Source organism: Paraburkholderia sp. TE9906, from assembly GCF_056279605.1.
The window spans coordinates 150,040-170,955 of the sequence record NZ_JBWCCT010000016.1 but is presented as its reverse complement, the minus strand read 5'-3'; the positions used below and the strand labels follow the sequence as shown (position 1 = coordinate 170,955).

The 20,916-nt window shown below is 62.3% G+C and carries 19 protein-coding genes; 14 read left to right on the top strand and 5 right to left on the bottom strand.

The window, feature by feature from the left end; translation table 11 throughout:
* Positions 1-67: 67 nt before the first annotated feature.
* Positions 68-1,342 carry an MFS transporter gene (locus ACZ9H4_RS31350; RefSeq protein WP_476122443.1) on the top strand — a complete coding sequence of 425 codons (1,275 nt, stop codon included), beginning with the start codon at positions 68-70 and terminating at the stop codon, positions 1,340-1,342.
* A gap of 127 nt (positions 1,343-1,469) precedes the next feature.
* Here the strand turns inward: ACZ9H4_RS31350 and ACZ9H4_RS31345 are convergent, their stop codons facing one another.
* Positions 1,470-1,682 carry a YciI family protein gene (locus ACZ9H4_RS31345; protein ID WP_476122442.1) on the bottom strand — a complete coding sequence of 71 codons (213 nt, stop codon included), beginning with the start codon at positions 1,680-1,682 and terminating at the stop codon, positions 1,470-1,472.
* A gap of 219 nt (positions 1,683-1,901) precedes the next feature.
* Here ACZ9H4_RS31345 and ACZ9H4_RS31340 point away from each other — a divergent pair, with 219 nt between their 5' ends.
* The 8 genes from ACZ9H4_RS31340 to ACZ9H4_RS31305 all read left to right on the top strand — a co-directional run bounded on the left by ACZ9H4_RS31340 (position 1,902) and on the right by ACZ9H4_RS31305 (position 8,622).
* Positions 1,902-2,831 carry a LysR family transcriptional regulator gene (locus ACZ9H4_RS31340; RefSeq protein WP_408146260.1) on the top strand — a complete coding sequence of 310 codons (930 nt, stop codon included), beginning with the start codon at positions 1,902-1,904 and terminating at the stop codon, positions 2,829-2,831.
* Positions 2,832-2,945: 114 nt separating this feature from the next.
* On the top strand, positions 2,946-3,440 hold the full coding sequence (locus ACZ9H4_RS31335) for a cupin domain-containing protein (RefSeq protein ID WP_408146262.1): 495 nt from the start codon (positions 2,946-2,948) through the stop codon (positions 3,438-3,440).
* A gap of 34 nt (positions 3,441-3,474) precedes the next feature.
* The gene (locus tag ACZ9H4_RS31330; protein ID WP_408325164.1) at positions 3,475-4,494 is read left to right on the top strand and encodes a hydroxyquinol 1,2-dioxygenase; all 1,020 of its coding nucleotides are present in this window, start codon (positions 3,475-3,477) and stop codon (positions 4,492-4,494) included.
* Between the two features lie 32 nt (positions 4,495-4,526).
* Entirely contained in the window at positions 4,527-5,993 is a 1,467-nt protein-coding gene (locus ACZ9H4_RS31325; protein WP_408325101.1) for an aldehyde dehydrogenase family protein, read from the top strand.
* A gap of 7 nt (positions 5,994-6,000) precedes the next feature.
* Positions 6,001-7,068, top strand: coding sequence for a maleylacetate reductase (locus ACZ9H4_RS31320; RefSeq protein WP_476122441.1), 1,068 nt, complete (start codon positions 6,001-6,003; stop codon positions 7,066-7,068).
* Between the two features lie 31 nt (positions 7,069-7,099).
* A complete protein-coding gene (locus tag ACZ9H4_RS31315) occupies positions 7,100-7,969 on the top strand; it encodes an intradiol ring-cleavage dioxygenase (RefSeq protein WP_408146269.1) in 870 nt (289 codons plus the stop codon).
* 5 nt (positions 7,970-7,974) lie between these two features.
* Complete coding sequence (locus tag ACZ9H4_RS31310) at positions 7,975-8,286, top strand: YciI family protein (RefSeq protein WP_476122440.1); 312 nt, start codon at positions 7,975-7,977, stop codon at positions 8,284-8,286.
* Positions 8,287-8,289: 3 nt separating this feature from the next.
* On the top strand, positions 8,290-8,622 hold the full coding sequence (locus tag ACZ9H4_RS31305) for a Rieske (2Fe-2S) protein (protein WP_408146273.1): 333 nt from the start codon (positions 8,290-8,292) through the stop codon (positions 8,620-8,622).
* A gap of 448 nt (positions 8,623-9,070) precedes the next feature.
* On the opposite strand, the gene ACZ9H4_RS31300 is transcribed toward ACZ9H4_RS31305, so the two are convergent.
* Together ACZ9H4_RS31300 and ACZ9H4_RS31295 are read right to left on the bottom strand one after the other, a co-directional pair.
* Entirely contained in the window at positions 9,071-9,454 is a 384-nt protein-coding gene (locus tag ACZ9H4_RS31300) for a DUF427 domain-containing protein (protein WP_408146275.1), read from the bottom strand.
* Between the two features lie 355 nt (positions 9,455-9,809).
* The gene (locus ACZ9H4_RS31295) at positions 9,810-11,387 is read right to left on the bottom strand and encodes an acid phosphatase (RefSeq protein WP_476122439.1); all 1,578 of its coding nucleotides are present in this window, start codon (positions 11,385-11,387) and stop codon (positions 9,810-9,812) included.
* A 249-nt stretch (positions 11,388-11,636) separates the two neighbouring features.
* Between ACZ9H4_RS31295 and ACZ9H4_RS31290 the strand changes: the two genes are divergently transcribed.
* From ACZ9H4_RS31290 to ACZ9H4_RS31280, 3 genes are all read left to right on the top strand, one after another.
* Complete coding sequence (locus ACZ9H4_RS31290) at positions 11,637-13,094, top strand: cytochrome-c peroxidase (protein WP_476122438.1); 1,458 nt, start codon at positions 11,637-11,639, stop codon at positions 13,092-13,094.
* A gap of 654 nt (positions 13,095-13,748) precedes the next feature.
* Positions 13,749-14,135: a hypothetical protein gene (locus ACZ9H4_RS31285; RefSeq protein WP_408146281.1), complete on the top strand. Its 387-nt coding sequence runs from the start codon at positions 13,749-13,751 to the stop codon at positions 14,133-14,135.
* Between the two features lie 82 nt (positions 14,136-14,217).
* Positions 14,218-14,667: an NUDIX hydrolase gene (locus ACZ9H4_RS31280; RefSeq protein ID WP_408146283.1), complete on the top strand. Its 450-nt coding sequence runs from the start codon at positions 14,218-14,220 to the stop codon at positions 14,665-14,667.
* 61 nt (positions 14,668-14,728) lie between these two features.
* Here ACZ9H4_RS31280 and ACZ9H4_RS31275 read toward each other — a convergent pair whose 3' ends face one another.
* Together ACZ9H4_RS31275 and ACZ9H4_RS31270 are read right to left on the bottom strand one after the other, a co-directional pair.
* Complete coding sequence (locus tag ACZ9H4_RS31275) at positions 14,729-15,775, bottom strand: transporter substrate-binding domain-containing protein (RefSeq protein WP_408325108.1); 1,047 nt, start codon at positions 15,773-15,775, stop codon at positions 14,729-14,731.
* Positions 15,776-15,917: 142 nt separating this feature from the next.
* Positions 15,918-17,627: a glutamine--tRNA ligase/YqeY domain fusion protein gene (locus ACZ9H4_RS31270; RefSeq protein WP_408325110.1), complete on the bottom strand. Its 1,710-nt coding sequence runs from the start codon at positions 17,625-17,627 to the stop codon at positions 15,918-15,920.
* A gap of 677 nt (positions 17,628-18,304) precedes the next feature.
* Between ACZ9H4_RS31270 and ggt the strand changes: the two genes are divergently transcribed.
* The gene (gene ggt / locus ACZ9H4_RS31265) at positions 18,305-20,074 is read left to right on the top strand and encodes a gamma-glutamyltransferase (protein ID WP_476122437.1); all 1,770 of its coding nucleotides are present in this window, start codon (positions 18,305-18,307) and stop codon (positions 20,072-20,074) included.
* A 273-nt stretch (positions 20,075-20,347) separates the two neighbouring features.
* Positions 20,348-20,905, top strand: a complete 558-nt coding sequence (locus tag ACZ9H4_RS31260; protein WP_476122436.1) for an RBBP9/YdeN family alpha/beta hydrolase — start codon at positions 20,348-20,350, stop codon at positions 20,903-20,905.
* The last annotated feature ends 11 nt before the right edge of the window (positions 20,906-20,916 follow it).

Genomic DNA, 20,916 nt, shown 5'->3' with positions numbered 1-20,916 from the left:
GCGTTGAAATACCGCTCGCCACGAGCGTTTCGCCGCGCGATGGATTCAGCAACCTTAGTGTGACGCTGTGTCCGGAATTACAGGGTCAACTCCAGCAAACAAGTGGGACAGCTCCTACGAATGGAAAGCAGTCACGCTACTGGCGCTTGGTTTTGGCCTGGTTGAACTGGACCGCTGGCTCATCGCGCCGCTATTTCCATCCATCATGAAGGACCTCAACCTGAACGCGCAGGACGTCGGTAACTGCATTGGCGTGCTCGGCCTTTCGTGGGGCGTCTTTGCGGCACTGATGGGTGGCATCTCGGACAAGATTGGGCGCAGGAAAGTACTTATCCCGGCAATCCTCGCGTTTTCGCTCCTGTCCGGTTTCTCCGGACTTGCGGGCGGACTGTTCAGCCTGATTGCCATCCGAGGTTTAATGGGCGTCGCAGAAGGCTCCTTCTGCCCCACGAGCTTTGCTGCCACCGCTGATGCATCGCACCCACGCAGACGCGGCCTGAACCTCGGCCTTCAGCAAAGTGGGTTTGCTCTGTTCGGATTGGCGCTCGCACCAATCATCGCGACACAGCTGCTGGGCTTCGTCACATGGCGGTGGGTGTTTGCTCTCGTAGCAGTCCCGGGGCTGATACTCGGTTTGATTATGTTTTATGTCATTCGCGAGCCGAAGCCGGCGCCGAAAGTCGCCTCCGAGGAGACTCCTGCTTCGCTCCGCCACGTTCTGAAGAGCAGAAACATTATCGTGGCGATGGGAGCACTTTGCTGCGCGATGACTGGCGTCTTCGTCCTCGGCGCACTCTTGCCCTTGTATCTAACGGGGTACCTGTTGCTCGACACGCAGCGAATGGGACTGGTCGTCTCGGCCATCGGTTTCGGCGGGTTTCTTGGTCAATTTGGCTTGCCGGGTCTGTCCGACATCGTCGGACGCCGCCTGGCAAGCATCGTGGGCTTTGCAGGGACCGCCGCGATGCTGTACATCTTCCGCGAACTCGGCCCGCAGCCGTTACCGCTGTTTGCTGTCCTGTTCGTGGCTTCATTCTTCACGCTGGGTCTGGTGTCGTTGCTCTCGGGGCCGGTCGCGACTGAAGCTGCGCCTGTCGGACTTGTATCGACGTCCATCGGTGTCGTGGTCGGTGTCGGTGAAATCTTCGGCGGCGGAATCGCGCCTGCCCTTGGCGGCTATGTTGCCGCGCACTTTGGAATTCAAAACATTCTCTGGCTGCCGATGTTCGCCGTGGTGCTCGGCATCGTCGTTAGCCTGCTGCTCAGGGAGACCGCGCCGGCTGTCCTGCAGCGTCGTCAGCCCATGCGTGCCGGTTTGGCGGCAGGAGAGCAGCCGAGATAGACCATGACGGGACCCTGGTGTCGAACGCGGGCCCTACGATGAGGCACTCGAATCATCGCGGTTATCAACACGCTTGTTGAAAGCATGGATGCAAACGCTTTGCCATAACCCAATTCTGGCGAATGGGTCATTGGCATTGAACTCGATGACATCCTTTTTGCGCTCTGCCTCGATCAGGAAAAAAAGAGCCAATCTTGGTTTCATCATCGTCGTCCAGCAAAGGACCTGAGACGACTGTCTTGATATTCGCGTTTGAGAGGTACGATTTGTGGTCCGCATAGTTGTCGAGCCGGATCTGAGCCTGGCCAGGTTTGTCGAGCGCGTGAATGACGTAAAACATGAGCATCCTCCTGAGAAGTGTTGCGGCATGAAGGGCGAAAGTGACGGGAGTTTTCCTGGCGTAGGTGCGAAATGGGCATTCCACAAACCGGCATTCTGGCGGCGGTAAGTCACCGCGCCACACGCGCATCCGCTGTGAGGGCGCGACGTTGTACGTGACGCGCAGCGGGTCCTCCTGTCCATATACACTGACACTTTTGCTGACGATGGAAGGATGCGTATGGACCGGTTTCTGAGCATCGAGGCGTTCGTGCGGGTCGCAGAAGCGAGCAGCTTCGCTGAAGCCGCCCGACAGCTTGGTGTGACCAGTTCAGTCGTGACGAATCGGATTCAGCAGCTGGAGAAATTCGTCAATGCTCCTCTCTTTCACCGAAGCACGCGCCATGTGCGGTTGTCAGAGGTGGGAGAAGCGTTTTACCGCGAGTGCGCGGAAGTAGTGGGTCGGGTGAATGAGCTAACCGACCAGATGCGTGAGCTGCGCGCAACGCCTACAGGTCGCCTTCGCATTCAGATGCTGCCGGGATTTGCGCTTGGCCACTTTGGTATTCCGATGGCCGAGTTCAACCGGCGCTATCCTGGCATACAGCTTGACGTGATAGTCAACGACCGCGTCGTTGACCCGGTTGAAGAAGGGTTCGACATAGCATTTCAAATATTCCCTGCGATTTCGGAATCGCTCATTGAGCGACGCCTCTTCACTGTCCGCCGCCTATTCTGCGCGGCCCCAGCCTACATCGCTGCCCATGGTGCGCCGCGGCACCCGCGCGACTTGTTGCAGCACACAACAGCTCTCTATTCGGGATATCCCTCACGCAACCGCTGGACGCTAACGCGCGGAGAAGAGGTTGTCGAGATGGAACTGCCGGGCATGATTCGGTCAAACTCGGTCCATCTACTTCGCGATTACGCGCTGACTGGCGGCGGTGTCGTGTGCTTGCCGACGCTAGTCGCTAGCGCTTCGCTTCTCGACGGCTCGCTGGTGCCTATTTTGACGGAGTACCAGCTTTCGCATCTGAGTTTCGCAGCGGTCTATCCCGCCACGCAGCGGCAGGCCCTGAAGGTCAAGGCTTTAGTCGAGTTTCTCGCGGAGCATATCGGTCCTGAACCCGCTTGGGACGTGCCCTTGATTGAGCGCGGCTGGGTGTCTTGACGACGTCGATTATTCGCGAAGCGCAAATGCCGTAATCGTCATCACGCGGGTTGTTGCAGCTGCCTCCTGCTCCTAAAGTTCAAGCTAACGAAAGCTTAACAACAGGAGACAGCAATGACCGACACGGCATTCCATACCGTCTTTGGCTCGCTCGATAGCTATCACAAGGGCGACATTGAAATCACGAGCGGAAGTGCTCGCCACTATGCCTTCTCGAACGTCTTCGAGGTGGCTTCCCAATCGGCTCCCTACGAGAAGATCGTAGTCGGCAAAAATCTTGAGTACGTCATCGAAGTGGTCCGGACCGAGGGCCGTTCGGCATGGTTCGTCTGCGCGCATGACGAGTTCACCATTCTGATGGATGGCGAGGTTCGAATCGACTTCATCAAGCTCGATACGCCGCCTACGACAGGAAGCGGGACCGTTCTCGCTGGAGATGAGCCTGCTGGCCGTCGGATGGGGCATGTCGTACTGCGAAAAGGGCATCAGGCCATGTTGCCAGCAGGCTGCGCGTACCGGTTCACGGCTCGCAAGCCCGGGGTTGCGCTCGTGCAGACCATCCTGGGTGAACTGTCGGTGCAGAAATGGGCAGACGTCTGCCTGCATTGACATTCGCTCATCGAACATTCCAAGGAGACAAGCTATGGCCACCCTTGAAACCAATGACCACTCCATCGGTTTTGCTGCCGACACCGTGCGTGCGACTGAACCCGACGCAATAACCGGGTATCGTCGCTTCACCCTCGGTGCATTCGAATTTCAACGCGACGAGTATTTCGTGAAGATCAACTGGCCGGCGAAAGGCCAGACGCGCACGCACGCAGTTCCCGCGGACGCGTTCCTGCGCGCAATGATGCGTGATGTCGCGTGGGGATTTTTCTATGGATGGGTGAATTTCGACCACGTGTTTGGCACGCGCAATCACTACGGCAAGGTCGATGTCTATGCCGGCACGTTCAACGGCGTCATGAAAGACGCCGGGGTCGACTATACCGAGACCTTCGAAACGCCGAACATCATGGCCACCTTCAAAGCCATGTTGCACGACTGGACCAATGAGGGCTTCGACCCGTTTGCTGCACCAGAGGAAACCGGCACCGCGTTCGGCCGCAAACATGGCGAAAACGGCGCGGCAATCGAACGTACCCGTATCGCAACGCGCAGGATGCCTGGTCTCGAAGGTGATTCGCCCTTGCGCAACGACCTGCCGGTCAATCGGGCATTCCTCGATGTCGTACAGGACGAGCCTGAAGTTCATGCCGAGCCTGGCTTCGAGGGCGAGCTGCATGCCTTCAACCTCTTCAAGTATCTGTCGCGCTCCGACGTGACATGGAATCCGTCCGTCACGTCCGTCTGCGGTCGCAGTCTGTTCTGTCCGACGACCGAGGAATTCATTCTGCCGGTGTTTCATGGGAACGACCGGGTCGAATGGTTCCTGCAACTCTCCGACGAAATCGTCTGGGATGTCGGCGACAAAAACACGGGTGCACCGCGTGCCCGCATCACGATGCGCGCGGGCGACATCTGCGCGATGCCGGCCGACATCCGACATCAAGGGTATTCGACGAAGCGCTCGATGTTGCTTGTCTGGGAGAACGCAACTCCGGACCTTCCGCAACGGTACGAGAGCGGCGAATTTGCGCCGTACCCGATCGAGTTTTGAGTAGCGAGCCAGCAATAACCCGAGGACGATTCATGCAAACCCAACTCTTCATCGACGGACGCTTTGTCGATGCCGTCGACGGCGGCACCATCGACGTGCTTAATCCTCACGACGGCTCGCTCATCACGAAGATTGCGGCGGCCAGCGAAGTAGACGTTGACCTGGCTGTCGAGGCAGCAACGCGCGCTTTCCCGAAATGGTCGACCATGGCTGCAGCGGAACGCGGACGACTTTTGTTGCGCCTCGCCGATGCTATCGAGGCAAATGCGGAGGAGCTCGCCCAACTGGAGTCGCTGGACACGGGCCATCCGATTCGCGACTCGAGGGCTCTCGACGTACCGCGCACCGCTGGCTGCTTCCGCTATTTCGGCGGTATGGCCGACAAGCTGCAAGGCTCCGTGATTCCCGTCGAGACCGGCTTCCTGAACTACGTGCAGCGCGCACCGATCGGGGTTGTCGGGCAGATTGTGCCGTGGAACTTTCCGCTTATGTTCACGAGCTGGAAAATGGGTCCCGCCCTCGCCGCAGGGAACACAGTGGTGCTAAAACCTTCGGAAATCACACCGCTATCGACTCTGCGCATCGTCGAACTCATGGATGAGGTCGGGTTCCCCACGGGCGTGGTGAATATCGTTCCCGGGTATGGCCACACGGCCGGTCAGCGTCTCGCCGAGCACCCGGGTGTAGGCAAGATTGCGTTCACGGGCTCGACGGCGACGGGCCGACGCATTGTCGAGGCGTCACAGGGAAACCTGAAGCGTGTCCAGCTGGAGCTGGGCGGCAAGGGCGCCAACATCGTCTTCGACGACGCCAACCTCGATGCCGCGATTAACGGCGCGGCATGGGCGATCTTTCACAACCAGGGGCAGGCATGCATTGCTGGTTCGCGTCTTGTTTTACACGAACGCATCGCTGACGAGTTCCTTGAGCGGTTCGTTTCGTTGGCGTCTTCTGTCCGCGTGGGCAATCCGCTTGACCCCAATACGGAGATGGGGCCGCTTACCTCGAAGCAGCACCTGGACCGCGTGCTGACGTTCGTCGACGTTGCGCGCGAACAGGGCGGCCGTGTGCTCGCGGGCGGGAGCGCGCCGCAAGACCCTGCGCTTGCAAATGGTTACTACGTCCGCCCTACGGTTATCGAGGCAAAGACTGCCGCCGACCGTATCGCGCAGGAAGAGGTATTCGGGCCGTTTGTCACCGTGCTTCGCTTCAGCAGTGACGAAGAGGCTCTTTCTATCGCGAATGGCACTGACTATGGTCTTGGTAGTGGTCTCTGGACTCGTGACCTGTCGCGTGCGCACAAGACTGCCGCGCAAATCCGCGCGGGCATGTGCTGGATTAATTGCTACAAGCGAGTCAATCCTGGCAGCCCGTTCGGTGGTGTGGGGCAGTCGGGATACGGTCGTGAAATGGGCTTCGAGGCTATGCACGACTACACCGAAGCACGGTCCGTGTGGGTCAACGTCGACGGCAACGTGCCGCCGCACTTCAAGCGCTGAGGCCTGAATGGAGCGCTTTGTCTACCAGGGTACGCCCTCCCGCGTGGTTTTCGGGAGCGGCGCGCTTTCGAAGCTCCCCGAAGAGCTGGATAGGCTGGGGGCCCGACGCGCGCTCATCCTGTCGACCCCTGAGCCGTTGCAGTTGGCTAACCGGGTGAGGGGCATATTGGGTGAGCGCGCCGCTGGCGTGTGCGCACAAGCAGTCATGCATGTGCCGGTTGAGGTCGCACGCGCGGCATGTGAGATGGCCGCGGAGCTTGGCGCGGACTGCTGTGTCGCGATAGGTGGCGGCTCTACGATTGGGCTGGGTAAAGCGATAGCGCTTGAGTCGTCACTGCCAATCATCGCCGTGCCGACTACCTATGCGGGTTCAGAGATGACACCAATCTTTGGCCTCACCGAGGGACGCCTGAAGCGAACCGGACGTGACGCCCGCGTGTTGCCCCGTACCGTGTTATATGACCCGTCCCTGACGCTTTCCTTGCCGGTGGACATCTCCGCTGCATCCGGAATCAACGCCATGGCGCATGCAGTCGAGGCGCTGTATGCAGAGGATGCGAATCCCATAGTCAGTCTGATGGCGGAAGAGTCGATACGCGTCTTGGGCGAGTCGTTGCCGAAAATCGTGCGTGCGCCAGGCGACAGCGAGATGCGAAGCCAGGCACTGTATGGTGCATGGCTTGCGGGAACCTGTCTTGGTGCAGTCGGCATGGCACTTCACCACAAGCTCTGCCATACGCTCGGCGGCACATTCAATTTGCCTCATGCCCAAACGCATGCGGCTATGCTTGCGCACACAGCCCACTATAACCACCGTGCCGCGCCCGAGGCGTTACAGAAAGTTGCGAGAGCCCTTGGCGGCCATGAGCCCGCCGAAGCGGGTCGCCTTTTATTCGAACTGATTCGGCAACTGGGGATTCCGGTTGCGCTGGCAGATGTCGGACTACCTGAAAGCGGCCTCGATGAGGCCGCTGAACTGGCGTGCAAGAACCCGTATGTGAACCCTCGTCCCGTTGAGCGCGGAGCGATTCGTCAGCTTTTGCAGGATGCATGGGAGGGCCGGGCGCCACATTGAGGCAAAGAGTCTGGTAAATGGAGCAGACTTGATGATTGAAAACCAACAGGGCGACAGCGCGTTGACCGAACAGGTCATCGCCAGCTTCGCAGGCACGCCGGACGCACGCTTGCGCATCTTGATGCAAAGCCTGGTCCAGCATCTTCACGCATTCGTGCGCGAGGTGGAACCGACTGAAGCGGAGTGGATGGGAGCTATTCGCTTTCTCACCGAGACCGGCAAGATGTGCGATGACCTCGTTCGTCAGGAGTTCATTCTCTTATCGGATACGCTTGGGGTCTCGATGCTCGTCGACGCGATAAACCACCGCTATGCAACGGGGGCGACAGACACGACTGTGTTTGGTCCGTTCTACATCAAGGGAATGCCTGAGCGCGCATATGGGGAGAACATGGCTTTGACGCCGGGGTCCCCGGTCGTCGTGCGGGGGCGCGTATTGGATACCGATGGGGAGCCAGTAGCAGGGGCCGTTCTCGACGTCTGGCAGACCGCGGAGAACGGCATGTATTCAGGCCAGGATATCGCTCAGCCGCACGGCAATCTTCGAGGACGCTATCGGAGCGACTCCGAAGGGCGCTACGCAATCACCACAATCTTGCCCGTCAGCTATCCAATCCCAACCGATGGTCCGGTTGGCAGGATGCTCGGCGCAACCGGCAGGCACCCATGGCGACCTGCGCATCTGCATTTCATGATTGATGCGCCAGGGCGGCGCAAGCTAGTCACTCATCTGTTTGATGAGGACGACCAATTTTTGGAGTCGGACGCAGTCTTCGGTGTCAAACCTTCTCTAATGGTCGCATACCGGGACCGTCCCGCGAATGATGAGCTGGCGCGACAGTTCAAACTGGCCGGCCCATACCGCGAAGCGTGTTACGACTTTGTCCTCGACCGGAGCTAATCAAAATGGCCCGCTTTTACGCCGTCTTCGCCACGGACAAGCCGGACATGCGAGAAGTCCGTGAACGCGTTCGCCTGAACCACCGAACCTATTTGCGAAGCGCGGCGCAGCACGGTGTGTTTGTGCGTCTCGGCGGCCCCACTTTGGCGCCGCAATGCGATGCCATGAATGGCACCTTGCTGGTGGTGGAGGCAGACGACCTCGATGCCGTCATGCAATTTGTCGGAAACGACCCATACATGAAGGAAGGTCTTTTCGCGCGTGTGGAAGTGCGCCCTTGGGACTGGAGCCTCGGCAACCCTGAGCGGCGGGTGTGAGCGATGTGCGCAAGCCGATTGTGCTGGTTTGCCGAAGTCCCGGATGGCGGTGCGCGCGTCATTGACGAAAAGCGTGCTGGACGTCCCGTGGTGGTCGTGCGGCGTGGGCTACAGGTGTGGGCATACGTCAATCGTTGCCCGCATTTTTCGGTTCCTCTCGATTTTGAGCCTGGAACCGTCTTTTGTTACAAGGCGCAGGTGCTCATGTGCGCGCATCATAGCGCGCTGTTCAGATTCGATGATGGTCGGTGCATCGAAGGACCATGTGAAGGCTCGGCCCTGGAAGCGGTGCCGGTCGAGGTCGAACAAAGCGGGTGGGTGGTCCTCACTCGATAGCCGCGATAGGCACGTCGTCAGGGAATCAACGCGGCGTCGCTCAATTTTTAGATTTCATTGCACATGAACTTACTCGCCAGATATGTCTTTACTTCATCATAAGTTAAAGACTTTCTTCGACACATAAGGCCATATGGCGGACGGAGCTCTTTTTTCAGGGCGCACGGAAAGAAGGCTCCTCTGTTTGGACGCGCAAGTAGCAAAAAACGAAGCGTTATGCGCCAAGGATGTCCCGTGTATTTGTGTACTGTCGGAGATGTTGCGCTCGCAGCTCACAACGCCATTGCGCTCACGTTCTCAGCCAGTTTTCCTACGCCGATGCTCATGCTATCCAACACGTTGACCACGTGACCAGGTTCGTGATCGATGTGAGCGCCGGCGACCCCATCGCACCTCATCACGCGCGCCGCGAAGCGGGACCTCGGCCGTTTCGCCAGGCACGAGGTTCCTACTTGCCCGGCTGCACATCGATCGAATCGACCCGGTCCGGATAGAACGCCAGATGCTGCGCGATCTCCTTCACCGACGCGTACGGCGCCTCATACGTCCACACCGCATTCACGGTCCGCTCGCCGCCGATCGGCACGCTGTAGTATGCGCAGTCGCCCTTATACGGGCAGTAAGTCGAATGATCGGTGCGCTCCAGCAAGGTCATTTCGACATCGGTACGCGGCACGTAATACACCGGCGGATAAGCCGCTTCGTGCAGCACCAGTGCCTTGTGCGTATCGGCGATCACCCGTCCGGCCACGGTCACGACCACGCGGGCCCGCGCCGGCTCGACCGTGATGGGATGAGCGGGACCGGGCACCTTGATGGTTTTTTCAGTCATCTCGTCGAACTCCTGAATGAGCGGGCAGTGCTGCCACGCGTGAGGAAGGATGGCGGCCGGCATCGACGGCAACGCGCGTGCCTTGGGTCGAAGCATACGCCGCTCACGAAAACGCGTGCGCTCGGCGCGTGCCTCGATGGCGGAGAAGCGGACAGGCCGCGCGGGCCATGCCCAGGACGAAAAAAAGGGCAGCCGAGGCTGCCCGTCGAAGTCTCGCCATCAGGCGGACTGTTGCTTGTCGATTGCGCGTCCACTGTCCGCGCTCCGTGGTGCGCCGAATGGGCGTTGCCGACCCGCTGGGGCTGGCATGGATAGCCGGGCCGAAACCAATGCGCCGCGCCCGGCTGCCACGTCCTTAATGCTTGATATCCAGCGCCGCGGTCAGGTCGCCCAGCGGCTTGCCGCCGTTGCTGGTCAGCGCCGCGTCACGCGCCGCGATACCCGGCAGCGTCGGCAGCGAGTAACGATGCGTGATGAAGCGCAGAATCGACGTCGTGTCGTACTGCGTGTGATCGACGTAACCCTTCTTCGCGAACGGCGAGATGATCAGTGCGGGAATGCGCGTGCCCGGACCCCAGCGGTCGGCCTTCGGCGGCGCCACGTGATCCCAGAAACCGCCGTTTTCGTCGTAGGTCACGACCACCAGCATGTTGTTCCACTGCGGACTCTTCTGCAGATGCGAGATCACGTCGGCGATGTGCTGGTCGCCGCTCGCGACGTCGGTGTAGCCCGGGTGCTCGTTCAGGTTGCCCTGCGGCTTGTAGAACGATACCTGCGGCAGCGTGCCGGCATCGATCGCCTTGATGAACTCGGAACCGCCCATGCCGCCGTCGAGCAGATGCTGCGCGCGGTTTGCGGTGCCCGGTGCGAGATCGGCGAAGTAGTTGAACGGCTGATGGTGCGGCTGGAAGTTCGGTGCCGTCAGGTTCGCACCGTAGATCACATTCGACGTGCCGTTCTGCGCCGCGGCTGCCGCTGCGCCCCATGCGCCGCCGTACCACGCCCACGACACCTTCGCGTCGTTCAGCAGGTCGCCGATGTGCTTTTGCGTCTGCGGCGGCAGCGTGGTCGCCTGGCTCGGATCGGCGAGATTCGCGTCACCGCCGGACGCCGCCTTGTTGCCGCTCGGCTGATACGCCGGCTGCATCGTGTTGATCGCGTAGAAGTCCGGCGTCAGGTTGCCCGACAGCACGTACTTGGGCGGACCGCTTTGCGCCGAAGCCGGCGAGTTCGACGCGACCTTGAGCGTCACGCCGTCGCTTTCCACCGCCGAGATCGAGGCGGCCGCCGGGCTCTTGTCCGCGTTCGGATAGATCGGCGTGCACGCGCAGACGAGCCACTGGTGATTCAGGAACGAGCCGCCGAACGCGCCCATGAAGAAGTTGTCGGCGAGCGTGTATTGCTGGGCGATCTTCCAGAGCGGCAGCTTGTCGGCGTTGAGCGAGTAGTGGCCCATCACGAGGCCGCCCGAATCGGCCCAGGCGGCGAACTTGTCGTTCTTGCCGCCGTTGATCTGCATCTGGTTCTCGTAGAAGCGGTGATAGAGGTCGCGCGTCGTCGCGGTGATCGGCGTGTTGAAACCCTTCGGGTCGTCGATCGCGAACGGGCTGTTCGGCAGATTGGCCGTCATCGCCTGCGTGACCACCGGCGTCACGCCGGTTTGCGTGAGGCCGTTCCATACCTGCGGCAGCGTCGCGAGCGGCGTGCCGTCGCGGTCCACCTGGGTGGAGTTCGCCGCGCTCACGTTCTGCAGACCGTTCGCGCCCGGGAAGTTGCCGTACAGATTGTCGAAGCTGCGGTTTTCCGCGTAGATCACCACGACCGTCTTGATCGACGTGATGTCCCGCTGCGTGACTTCGCTGCCGCCGCACGCATACAGACTCAGTGCCGCTGCGATCGCGATGGGCGTCGCGCAGATCAGTTTCTTGTTCATTTGAATGATTTCTCTCTCTCTCGCGTTGGGGACGGGCCGCGCGCATTCCTTACACGAGCGACCGCCGGCGAAAGTTTCGCAAGGGAATTTGACAGAGAGATGTAATTAATTACGAAACGCCTTTGTCGGGAATTTTCCGTCGGCTGAGTGTCATTTGATAGACATGAAAATGAAATATGCTCGCCGACTTCGATATCGCACACTCACATCGTTCATATGCGGCTTGGTCTGACGGGGATTCGGGAAACAATGATGCGACGAGGCGAACGGCGGAGCGCCGGGCAAGCGGGAGCGGGTGCGCGGCGGGCGGTGTTCGCCGCGATGAGCGCGATGACGGTGACCGTCATGCTGGCGGCTTGCGATGCGGGCGGTGTCAGCGCGGATGCCGTCGCAGGAGCGAATGCGCAGGGCGGCGCGAAAGCCGGAGCGAGTGCAGGCGCAACTTCCGCGGCGAACCACGCCAATGCGCCCGTCTCCGCCGCACCCGAGGCGGCCTCCGCCGTGAAGGTCGCAGGCCATGACGCCGGCCGGTCGCGCGCGCAGGTCTACGAATCCGTGCGGCAAATGACGGCGCTCGGCAAGCAGCTCTTTTTCGACGCGTCGCTCTCCGGCTCGGGCAAGCTCGCTTGCGCGTCGTGCCACAGTCCGGGGCACGGCTTTGCGCCGGCTAATGCGTTGTCGGTACAGCTGGGCGGCAGCGACATGCACCGCACCGGCATGCGCGCCGCGCCGACGCTGAAGTATCTGCAAGCGGTGCCTGCGTTCGCCGAGCACTACCACGAGTCCGACGACGAAGGCGACGAAAGCGTGGATGCCGGACCCACCGGCGGCCTCACGTGGGACGGGCGGGTCGACCGTGGTGGCGAGCAGGCGCGCATTCCGCTGCTGTCGTCGTTCGAGATGGGCAGCACGCCGGCCAAAGTCACCGCGGCGGTCAAGGCCGCGCCATACGCCGACGCGTTCCGCGCGGCCTTCGGCGAGCACATTTTCGACAACGACGCCGCCACCTTCAAGGCCGTGCTGCAGGCGCTCGAAACGTTCGAGCAAACGCCCGAGGTCTTCTATCCGTACACCAGCAAGTACGACGCGTATCTGGCGGGCAAGGCACAGCTGACGCCAGCCGAACTGCATGGCCTGCAACTCTTCAACGACGAACAGAAGGGCAATTGCGCGAGCTGCCACATCAGCCAGCGCACCCGGGACGGCGCGCCGCCGCAGTTCAGCGACTTCGGTCTGATCGCGATCGGCGTGCCGCGCAATCGCGCGCTGCCGGTGAATCGCGATCCGCGCTTCTACGACCTCGGCGCATGCGGCCCGGAGCGCACCGACCTGAAGGGGCGCGACGAATTCTGCGGCCTTTTCCGCACGCCGACGTTGCGCAACGTCGCGTTGAAGCAGAGCTTCTTCCACAACGGCATCTATCATTCGCTCGAGCAGGCGGTGCGCTTTTACGCCGAACGCGACACGAACCCGGCAAAGTTCTATCCGGTCTCGAAGGGCAAGGTGCAGAAGTTCGACGATCTGCCGCAGCGCTACTGGGCCAACCTGAATACCGACGCGCCGTTCGACCGCAAACCGGGCGACAAGCCGGTGTTCGACGCAGCTGAGATCAAGGATGTGGTGGCGTTTCTGAAGACGCTGACCGATGGGTACCAGGCGCCCGGCGCACGGGTCCATGTGGCGACCACCGGTGCGGCCGCAAACTGACGGTGGAAGAGGGCAGGCCGGGCTATGGTTTCCGTGGCCTGCCTCCGGGTGACGAGCGGCTGCGCTCAGTCGACCTGAACCGGCGAGGATGCAATAGCAGGCGCCGATCAGCAGCGAAGGACACACAGGTGACGCCGACGCGCATGCGCAGAGTGGGCCAGCGCGCGGCCGGCACGCCGCCCATCCGTACGATACGTTGCGTCAATCCGGGATCGGGGCCGCTCGCGGCCGGCACGAGCGCGACGCACAGCAGCGCGAGGGTGGCGGCGAAAATCTCCCGGGCAAGAAAGAAGTTCAGGACGAGCAGTCGGAAGCTTGACGGCTGTGGGAAGGGAATCGCTAATCTTATGAAGACGCTTCATAAGACGCTTCATAAGACGCTTCATAAGACGCTTCATAAGACGCTTCATAAGACGCTTCATAAGACGCTAGGGGAATCGCCCTAAAATCGACAGCGTCTGCCGCGCCGTTGGCGGACGATGCGGTAGCTGAAGGCCTGCAGGCCCGCGTCGAGTCGATCCGCTTGCCGCGCGTCAATGGCAAGCCGCGTCGCGCTGGCCTTTCCCGAGGGCATGCTATCCTTTTGGGGTCCAGATCAAGAGCCGCGGCCCACGCGCTCGAAACCGCTCCGAACACTTTCGAGGAGAATCTTTCATGTCGATACGAACCCGTGTGCTGCTTCATCTGACCTGCGCGAGCCTGCTGCTGGGCGGCGCAATCGGCGCGCAGGCGGCGAATCTCGGCTTTCTGAATGACACGCCGATGTCCTACATGAAGCAGCGCGACGTGGAGTCCGTGAAGAAGGCCGTCTTCGCCGCGCTCAACGACACGAAGGACGGCGAAAGCGCCCACTGGGTCAACGAAGGCACAGGCAACAGCGTGAAGATCGACGCAACGATCGCCGTCGTCGACACCACCAACGATGGTGGGCGTACCTGCCGCAATCTGGCCGTCGAACTGAATGCGAAGGGCCAGTCGATGCATCTGCGTCCGCAGTTCTGCAAGCAAGGCGCCGCCTGGCAATTGCAGAAGAAAAACTGAGGATGCAGGTCGTGATGGCTGCGCGCGCCGGCCTGCTGCCGGCGCCGCTCGAAGCCGCGCGCTGCGGCGGCGCGGAGCGTCGATGAGCCCGCGGGTCGTTTCTTGCGGGATCGTTCTGCTCGACCCGGATGGCCGGTTGCTGCTCGCGCACGCCACCGAAACGTCGCACTGGGACATTCCAAAGGGGCACGGCGAAGAGGGTGAAGCGCCGCACGTCACCGCGTTGCGTGAGATGGTCGAGGAGACCGGCATCGCGATCGCGCCGGAGCGTCTGAAGGATCTCGGCCTGTTCGTCTACCGGCGCGACAAGGACCTGCATCTGTTCGCCGCGCGCGCCAGCGCCGACGAACTCGATCTGAGCGCATGCACCTGCACGTCGCTGTTCCCGCGGCGCTCCGATGGCACGCTGATTCCCGAGATGGACGCGTACCGTTGGGCCGCGATCGATGAAATTCCTAAGTATGCGAGCCGCAGTCTCGCGCGGCTCTTTCAGACGACGCTATCGCTGGCGGAGTTGCATCGGTCCTTATAGAGGCGGAGACGGCGACCGTTTGCCGTTCGCCCCCCACTCCCTGACGCGCCACGCGCCACGCTTAATCCAGCGCGCGGTCGTTCGGATGCGCGAACAGTGCGCGGTTCGATTCCGACAGCGGAAAATTCAGATTGATGCCGTGCGGCGGGATCGGCTGCGTGAACCACTGCCTGTACAGACGTTCCGCGTCGCCGGAAGTCTGCGAGCGCGAAATCACCCGGTTCACGAGCGTGCGGAAAGGTTCGTCGCCCTTGCGGAACATGCACGCGTAGACTTCGTAGCCGAGCGGCGTGCCCGTCACGACGAAGTCGTCGGGGCGTGGATCGGTCGACTTGAAGCCATACACGATCGGCTCGTCCATCACGAAGGCCACGGCCCGGTCCTCCTTGACCGCGGTAAAGGCTTCCAGATGATCGCGCGCGCTGGTGATGCGCATGTTCAGATGCTTGTCGGTATTCAGGCGGCGCAACAGACGTTCGTCGGACGTGCCCGCGGTCGTCACCACCGTCTTGCCGGCCAGATCCGGAAAATCCGTAATGCCGCTGTTCTTGCGCGTGATCATGCGCACCGCGTACTGGAAAAAACTGTTCGAGAACGCGGCCACGTTTTCGCGCTCCACAGTGTGCGTGGTCGAACCGCATTCCAGATCGATCTGGTTGTTCAGCAGCATCGGCGTGCGGTTCGACGAGGTCACGGTGATCTCGTGAACCTTCAACTGCGGCATGCCGAGCGTTTTCCTGATTTCATCGACGATCTGCAGCGCGATGGTCTGCGAATAGCCGACCGTCTGTTTGCCGTCGAAATACGAGAATGGGATCGACGCTTCACGCACGCCGAGCACGATCACGCCGTCGTCGTGGATTTTTCTCAGCGTGCCGGTGAGTTCGTCCGCGTGAGCGGGGTCGACAAGCGAAGCCGCGCCGAGCGTGGCGAGCGCCACGAGCGCGCAACGCGCCCGATAGGCGAAACGTGCGGGGTAGGCGGCGCGCGCCGCACGAACGGCGCATGTGCGCTGTGCGTGGCGTGCGCCGTGAGCCGTGCCCGGCGTCGTCAACGTTCCGGTACTTGCTCCGGCACTTGCCCCGCGGTGGCGGGCTGCAACTTTCATCGGGCCTCCCGGACCGGCGCGCCCACCAGGCCGCGCTGTGACTGTCGATAGACCATCATGCAACGAAACGGCGTGCAGCCCGTGAAGCGGGATGCACGCCGTCTGCAACTTCAGATGCGCGAAGACCGGCGGCCGCTCCAGCTTACGCCGGCTTGCCCCAGCTGTCGCGCAGGCTGACGATGCGATTGAACACGGGCTTGCCCGGCTTCGAATCGACGCGGTCGGCGACGAAATAACCGTGGCGCTCGAACTGATAGCGCTGCTCCGGCAGCGCGTCGCGCGCGCCCGGCTCCAGGTAGGCGTTGACCACGCGCTTCGAATGCGGATTCAGCGCTTCGAGGAAGTCGCGCCCGCCGGCGTCCGGTTGCGGCTCCTTGAACAGCCGGTCGTAGATGCGCACTTCGGCGGGGCAGGCGGCGGCCGCGCTGACCCAGTGAATGTTGCCCTTGACCTTGTAGGTGTTCGCGCCTTCGGTGCCCGACTTGCTGTCCGGGAAGTAGTTGCAATGGACCGCGACGACGTTGCCGTTCTCGTCCTTGTCCGCGCCCGTGCATTCGATCACGTAGCCGTAGCGCAGCCGCACCTTGTTGCCTGGGAACAGGCGGAAGTAGCCCTTCGGCGGCGCTTCGTTGTAGTCCTCGCGCTCGATCCACAGTTCGCGCGAAATCGGAAATTCGCGCACGCCCTGTTCTGGATGATGCGGGTGGACCGGCGCGCTGCACGGCTCGGTGACGCCTTCGGGGAAGTTGTCGATGATCAGCTTGAGCGGATCGAGCACGGCGGCGATACGCGGCGCCTTCTCGTCGAGATCGTCGCGCAGCGCGCCTTCGAACACGCTCATGTCGATCCACGAATCGACCTTGGTGATGCCGATGCGCTCGCAGAACAGCTGGATCGACTCAGGCGTGAAGCCGCGCCGGCGCAGGCCGACGATGGTCGGCAAACGCGGGTCGTCCCAGCCGTCCACGTGGCCTTCGTTGACGAGTTGCAGCAGCTTGCGCTTGCTGGTGATCGCGTAGGTGAGGTTCAGGCGCGAAAACTCGATTTGTTGCGGCAGCGGGCGCGTGAAGATGCCCGCGTCGGCGAGCTCGTTCAGAATCCAGTCGTAGAGCGGCCGATGATCTTCGAACTCGAGCGTGCACAGCGAATGCGTGATGTTTTCCAGCGCGTCCGAGATGCAGTGCGTGTAGTCGTACATCGGGTACACGCACCATTTGTCGCCGGTGCGATAGTGATGCGCGAAGCGGATGCGGTAGATCACCGGGTCGCGCATGTTGAAGTTCGGCGACGACATGTCGATCTTCGCGCGCAGCACGTGCTCGCCTTCCTTGAACTCGCCCGCCTTCATGCGGCGGAACAGGTCGAGGTTCTCCTGCACCGAGCGCTCGCGGAAGCGCGACGGCGTGCCGACTTCCGTGGCCGAGCCGCGGTTCGCGCGCATTTCCTCGGCCGACTGGCTGTCCACGTAGGCCTTGCCGCGCTCGATCAGCAGCTCGGCGAATTCGTACAGCTTGTCGTAGTAGTCGCTCGCGTAGTAGAGCTGCTCCTTGCCGTCTTTTTCCCACTCGAAGCCGAGCCAGCGCACCGAGTCGATGATCGAGTCGACGTATTCGACGCTTTCCTTTTCCGGATTGGTGTCGTCAAAGCGCAGATGGCACACGCCGCCGTAGCTGCGCGCGATGCCGAAGTTCAGGCAAATGCTCTTCGCGTGACCGATGTGCAGATAGCCGTTCGGTTCGGGCGGAAAGCGCGTTTCGACGCGCTGGTCCCACTTGCCGGTGCGGTTGTCGTCGTCAATGATGTTGCGGATGAAATTGGATGCCGCTGGCGCGTCGTTGCGTTCGGTATTCATGCGAGAAGGTGAAAGTCTGTCGGGGGCGCGTGGTGCGTCCACTTATCCGACAATTCTACCTGAGCAGTCCGGCGACGACAGGCGAATGCGGCGCGCAGCCAACGGTTGAGCGCTTCTGGCGCGGATTTTGGGGGTGCCGGGGCGCTGTAACAGGAGGTAAAACGTTTTGTTCGCGTGCTCGCGAGCGACTTAGTATGCCAGCGGCGCGGGGTTCGTCCGACGCACGCGGCGCTGGCAGGCCTGGGCCTCCTTGCCTCGGGTTTATCGGGGTTTTCGAAGCCGCGGGAGGTGGTCCGTGACGTGGCGTGGGCGTGGGGTTGGCCGCACGGTGTTGGCCGTATTCCCATCGCAGCCGCGTCGCGTTCACGTCGAACGTATGTCAACCCGGCGGACGGACGGTTTTAATTCGCCTTGATCCGCATCAGGCCGCCTGCGGGCCGCCCGCGACTGCGTGAACACAACGGCGGCCGGTCACACGCCTCGCATGAGGCGAGGCCCGCTCTTCGAGGCCCGCCTTACCCGCCGCTCGAAATTTCCCTGGGCCGTGCGGCCTGCGCGTCGGCGCGCAGTGCTTGCACCTGCCGCAGCCGTCCGCACAGGCCGCACCGCCCGTTGTCGCCTTGCACGAACGGCCGCCGTTCGTGCACCATGGCGCCCTTCGTTGCCGGAGTTCTCGGATGTCTGTCCCGACGCACGGCGCGCTACGCGCGCCTTTGGCTTCTGTTTGCCGCTCCTCTTTTTACCGCTCCCGGATCGTCATGGCTTCGGCCCTGTTTGCCGCGTTCGTCGGCGGCGCGGTCGCACCGGCCCCCGCGCTGGCGAAAACGCCGCCGCCCAGGACGGTGCTCGACGCGTCGGCGGTAGCCGTGCCGGATCGCTATAGCGCCGACGCCGCGCAGCAGATCTTCGCTGCGGGCGGCAACGCGGTGGATGCCGCCGTGGCGATCGCCTTCACGCTGGCCGTGACCCGGCCGGACGCGGGCAACATCGGCGGGGGCGGGTTCATGACGGTGTTCATGGACGGCAAGCCGTATTTTCTCGACTACCGCGAGCGCGCGCCGCAACAGGCGACCCGCGGCATGTACGTCGACGACAAGGGCAACCTGGTGCCCGGCATGAGCGTGGTCGGCCATCGCGCGGTGGGCGTACCGGGAACCGTCGACGGCATGTGGGAGGCGCAGCGGCGTTTCGGCAAGCTGAAGTGGAAGCAGGTGCTCGCGCCCGCGATCCGCTATGCGACCGATGGCTTCATGGTCGACCCGTCGCTGCAACAGCGTCGCGATGCTGCTCTGAAAAATTTCGCCGGCAGGACCAATTTCGATGCCTACTTTTCGACCCTGAAGGCAAGCGCGACATTCCGCCAGCCCGAACTCGCGCAGACCTTGTCGCGGATCGCCGGCGACGGCGGCCGCGAGTTCTACGAAGGCCGCACCGCGGACCTGATCGCCCAGCAGATGTACGGTCACGGCCTTATCACGAAGCAGGACCTGATTCAGTACAAGGCGGTATGGCGCCAGCCGCTTTCGGCCGACTGGAACGGCTACCGCGTGATCACTGCGCCGCCGCCGAGCTCGGGCGGCATCGGCTTGATCCAGATGCTGAAGATGAGAGCCGATCTGAAGCAGGCGTTCGACGGTCTCGAGCTGAATTCCGCGCCGTACATTCATCTGATCGCTCAGATCGAGGACCACGTATTCGCCGACCGGCAGCAATACCTCGCCGATCCGGACTCGTACAAGGTGCCGACCGACAAGCTGATCGACGACGCTTATCTCGCGCAGCGCGCCGACGAAGTCAAGCCCGACGAAGTGCCGGGCGCGGCGCTGGTGAAGCCCGGCCTCGGCGACGCGATGCCGGAGAAGGCGCAAACCACGCATTTCTCGGTGGTCGACACGTGGGGCAATGCGGTGTCGAACACCTATACGCTGAACGGAGATTTCGGGGCGGGCGTGGTGGTGGACGGCGGCGGCTTCCTGCTGAACGATGCGATGGATGATTTCGTAACCAAGCCGGGCGGCGAGGGCGCGGCTGGCCCGAGCGGCGCGGAACTCAACACGGTGGCGCCGGGACGCCGCCCGCTTTCGTCGATGACGCCGACGCTTTTGCTGAAGGACGACCGTGTGGCGCTGGTGATCGGCACGCCTGGCGGCTCGCGCATTCTGACGTCGATTTTCCAGGTGATGACCAACCTGTACGACTTCAACATGACGCCGACGGATGCGCTGGCCGCGATGCGTTTTCACCATCAGTTGCTGCCGCAGAAGACGATCTACTTCGAGCCGTTTCATCCGGTTAGCGGCGAGCTGGCCGAGCAGTTGAAGGCGATGGGCTACACGCTGGAGGAACAGTCGTTCAATGGCGATGTGCAGATGATTCGTGTCGAGGGCGCGACGCCTGAGCCGGCGGCGGATCCGCGCGGTGTGGGGGTGGGGCGGGTGATGCGGTGAACCGGGGGGCGTACGGAAATGAGGGAAGCGGCTATGACGCGGGCTTTGGCAGTGGGTTGTGAGAGGCGGGGCCGCAATGAGCCGGATGCAATAGGCTAGTTGTAATGGGCGGGCACGGCACGAGGCCGGCGGCAAACGGCAAACGGCAAACGGCAAGCGGCAAGCGGCAAACGGCAAACGGCAAACGGCAAACGGCAAACGGCAAACGGCAAACGGCAAACGGCAAACGGCAAACGGCAAACGGCAAAAAACAACTACAGGCGGGGAAACACAATGAGCGAAAACCTGAACATACTCGTGCTGCCGGGCTACCAGAACTCCGGCGTCGGCCACTGGCAAACCCGCTGGGAGGCACTCGATCCCGCGCTCACGCGCGTGCAGATGCCGGATTGGGACCATCCCGCGCGCGACGCGTGGTGCCGCGCGCTCGACGCCGCCGTGGCCGCCGCCGATGCGCCGGTGGCGTTCGCCGCCCATAGTCTCGGCTGCCTGACGGCCGCTTTCTGGGCGTCGCACTACGCGAGCGCGGCGCAGCTTGCGAAGGTGGCGGGCGCATTGCTGGTTGCGGTGCCCGACCCCTCAGAGCCTCACTTTCCACAGGACGCCAGCGGCTTCGCGCCGGTGCCGCTCACCCGCTTGCCGTTCGCGACCATCGTCGTGGCGAGCAGCGACGATCCCTATGGCGACGTGCCGTTTTCGCAGACCTGTGCGAACGCGTGGGGCAGCCGCTGGATCGATATCGGCGCGCGCGGCCACATCAACGCGGACAGCGGACTCGGCGATTGGGACGAGGGGCGGCGCTGGCTGGCTTCGGTGGTCGCGCGGGGTTGAGCCGGGTGTCG

Coding starts and splice junctions, on each gene's coding strand:
- ggt (WP_476122437.1), top strand. CDS start 18,305: ATGTCTGTCCCGACGCACGGCGCGCTACGCGCGCCTTTGGCTTCTGTT.
- ACZ9H4_RS31340 (WP_408146260.1), top strand. CDS start 1,902: ATGGACCGGTTTCTGAGCATCGAGGCGTTCGTGCGGGTCGCAGAAGCG.
- ACZ9H4_RS31300 (WP_408146275.1), bottom strand. CDS start 9,454: ATGACTGAAAAAACCATCAAGGTGCCCGGTCCCGCTCATCCCATCACG.
- ACZ9H4_RS31345 (WP_476122442.1), bottom strand. CDS start 1,682: ATGTTTTACGTCATTCACGCGCTCGACAAACCTGGCCAGGCTCAGATC.
- ACZ9H4_RS31320 (WP_476122441.1), top strand. CDS start 6,001: ATGGAGCGCTTTGTCTACCAGGGTACGCCCTCCCGCGTGGTTTTCGGG.
- ACZ9H4_RS31335 (WP_408146262.1), top strand. CDS start 2,946: ATGACCGACACGGCATTCCATACCGTCTTTGGCTCGCTCGATAGCTAT.
- ACZ9H4_RS31315 (WP_408146269.1), top strand. CDS start 7,100: ATGATTGAAAACCAACAGGGCGACAGCGCGTTGACCGAACAGGTCATC.
- ACZ9H4_RS31285 (WP_408146281.1), top strand. CDS start 13,749: ATGTCGATACGAACCCGTGTGCTGCTTCATCTGACCTGCGCGAGCCTG.
- ACZ9H4_RS31295 (WP_476122439.1), bottom strand. CDS start 11,387: ATGAACAAGAAACTGATCTGCGCGACGCCCATCGCGATCGCAGCGGCA.
- ACZ9H4_RS31290 (WP_476122438.1), top strand. CDS start 11,637: ATGATGCGACGAGGCGAACGGCGGAGCGCCGGGCAAGCGGGAGCGGGT.
- ACZ9H4_RS31270 (WP_408325110.1), bottom strand. CDS start 17,627: ATGAATACCGAACGCAACGACGCGCCAGCGGCATCCAATTTCATCCGC.
- ACZ9H4_RS31260 (WP_476122436.1), top strand. CDS start 20,348: ATGAGCGAAAACCTGAACATACTCGTGCTGCCGGGCTACCAGAACTCC.
- ACZ9H4_RS31325 (WP_408325101.1), top strand. CDS start 4,527: ATGCAAACCCAACTCTTCATCGACGGACGCTTTGTCGATGCCGTCGAC.
- ACZ9H4_RS31305 (WP_408146273.1), top strand. CDS start 8,290: ATGTGCGCAAGCCGATTGTGCTGGTTTGCCGAAGTCCCGGATGGCGGT.
- ACZ9H4_RS31275 (WP_408325108.1), bottom strand. CDS start 15,775: ATGAAAGTTGCAGCCCGCCACCGCGGGGCAAGTGCCGGAGCAAGTACC.
- ACZ9H4_RS31280 (WP_408146283.1), top strand. CDS start 14,218: ATGAGCCCGCGGGTCGTTTCTTGCGGGATCGTTCTGCTCGACCCGGAT.
- ACZ9H4_RS31330 (WP_408325164.1), top strand. CDS start 3,475: ATGGCCACCCTTGAAACCAATGACCACTCCATCGGTTTTGCTGCCGAC.
- ACZ9H4_RS31310 (WP_476122440.1), top strand. CDS start 7,975: ATGGCCCGCTTTTACGCCGTCTTCGCCACGGACAAGCCGGACATGCGA.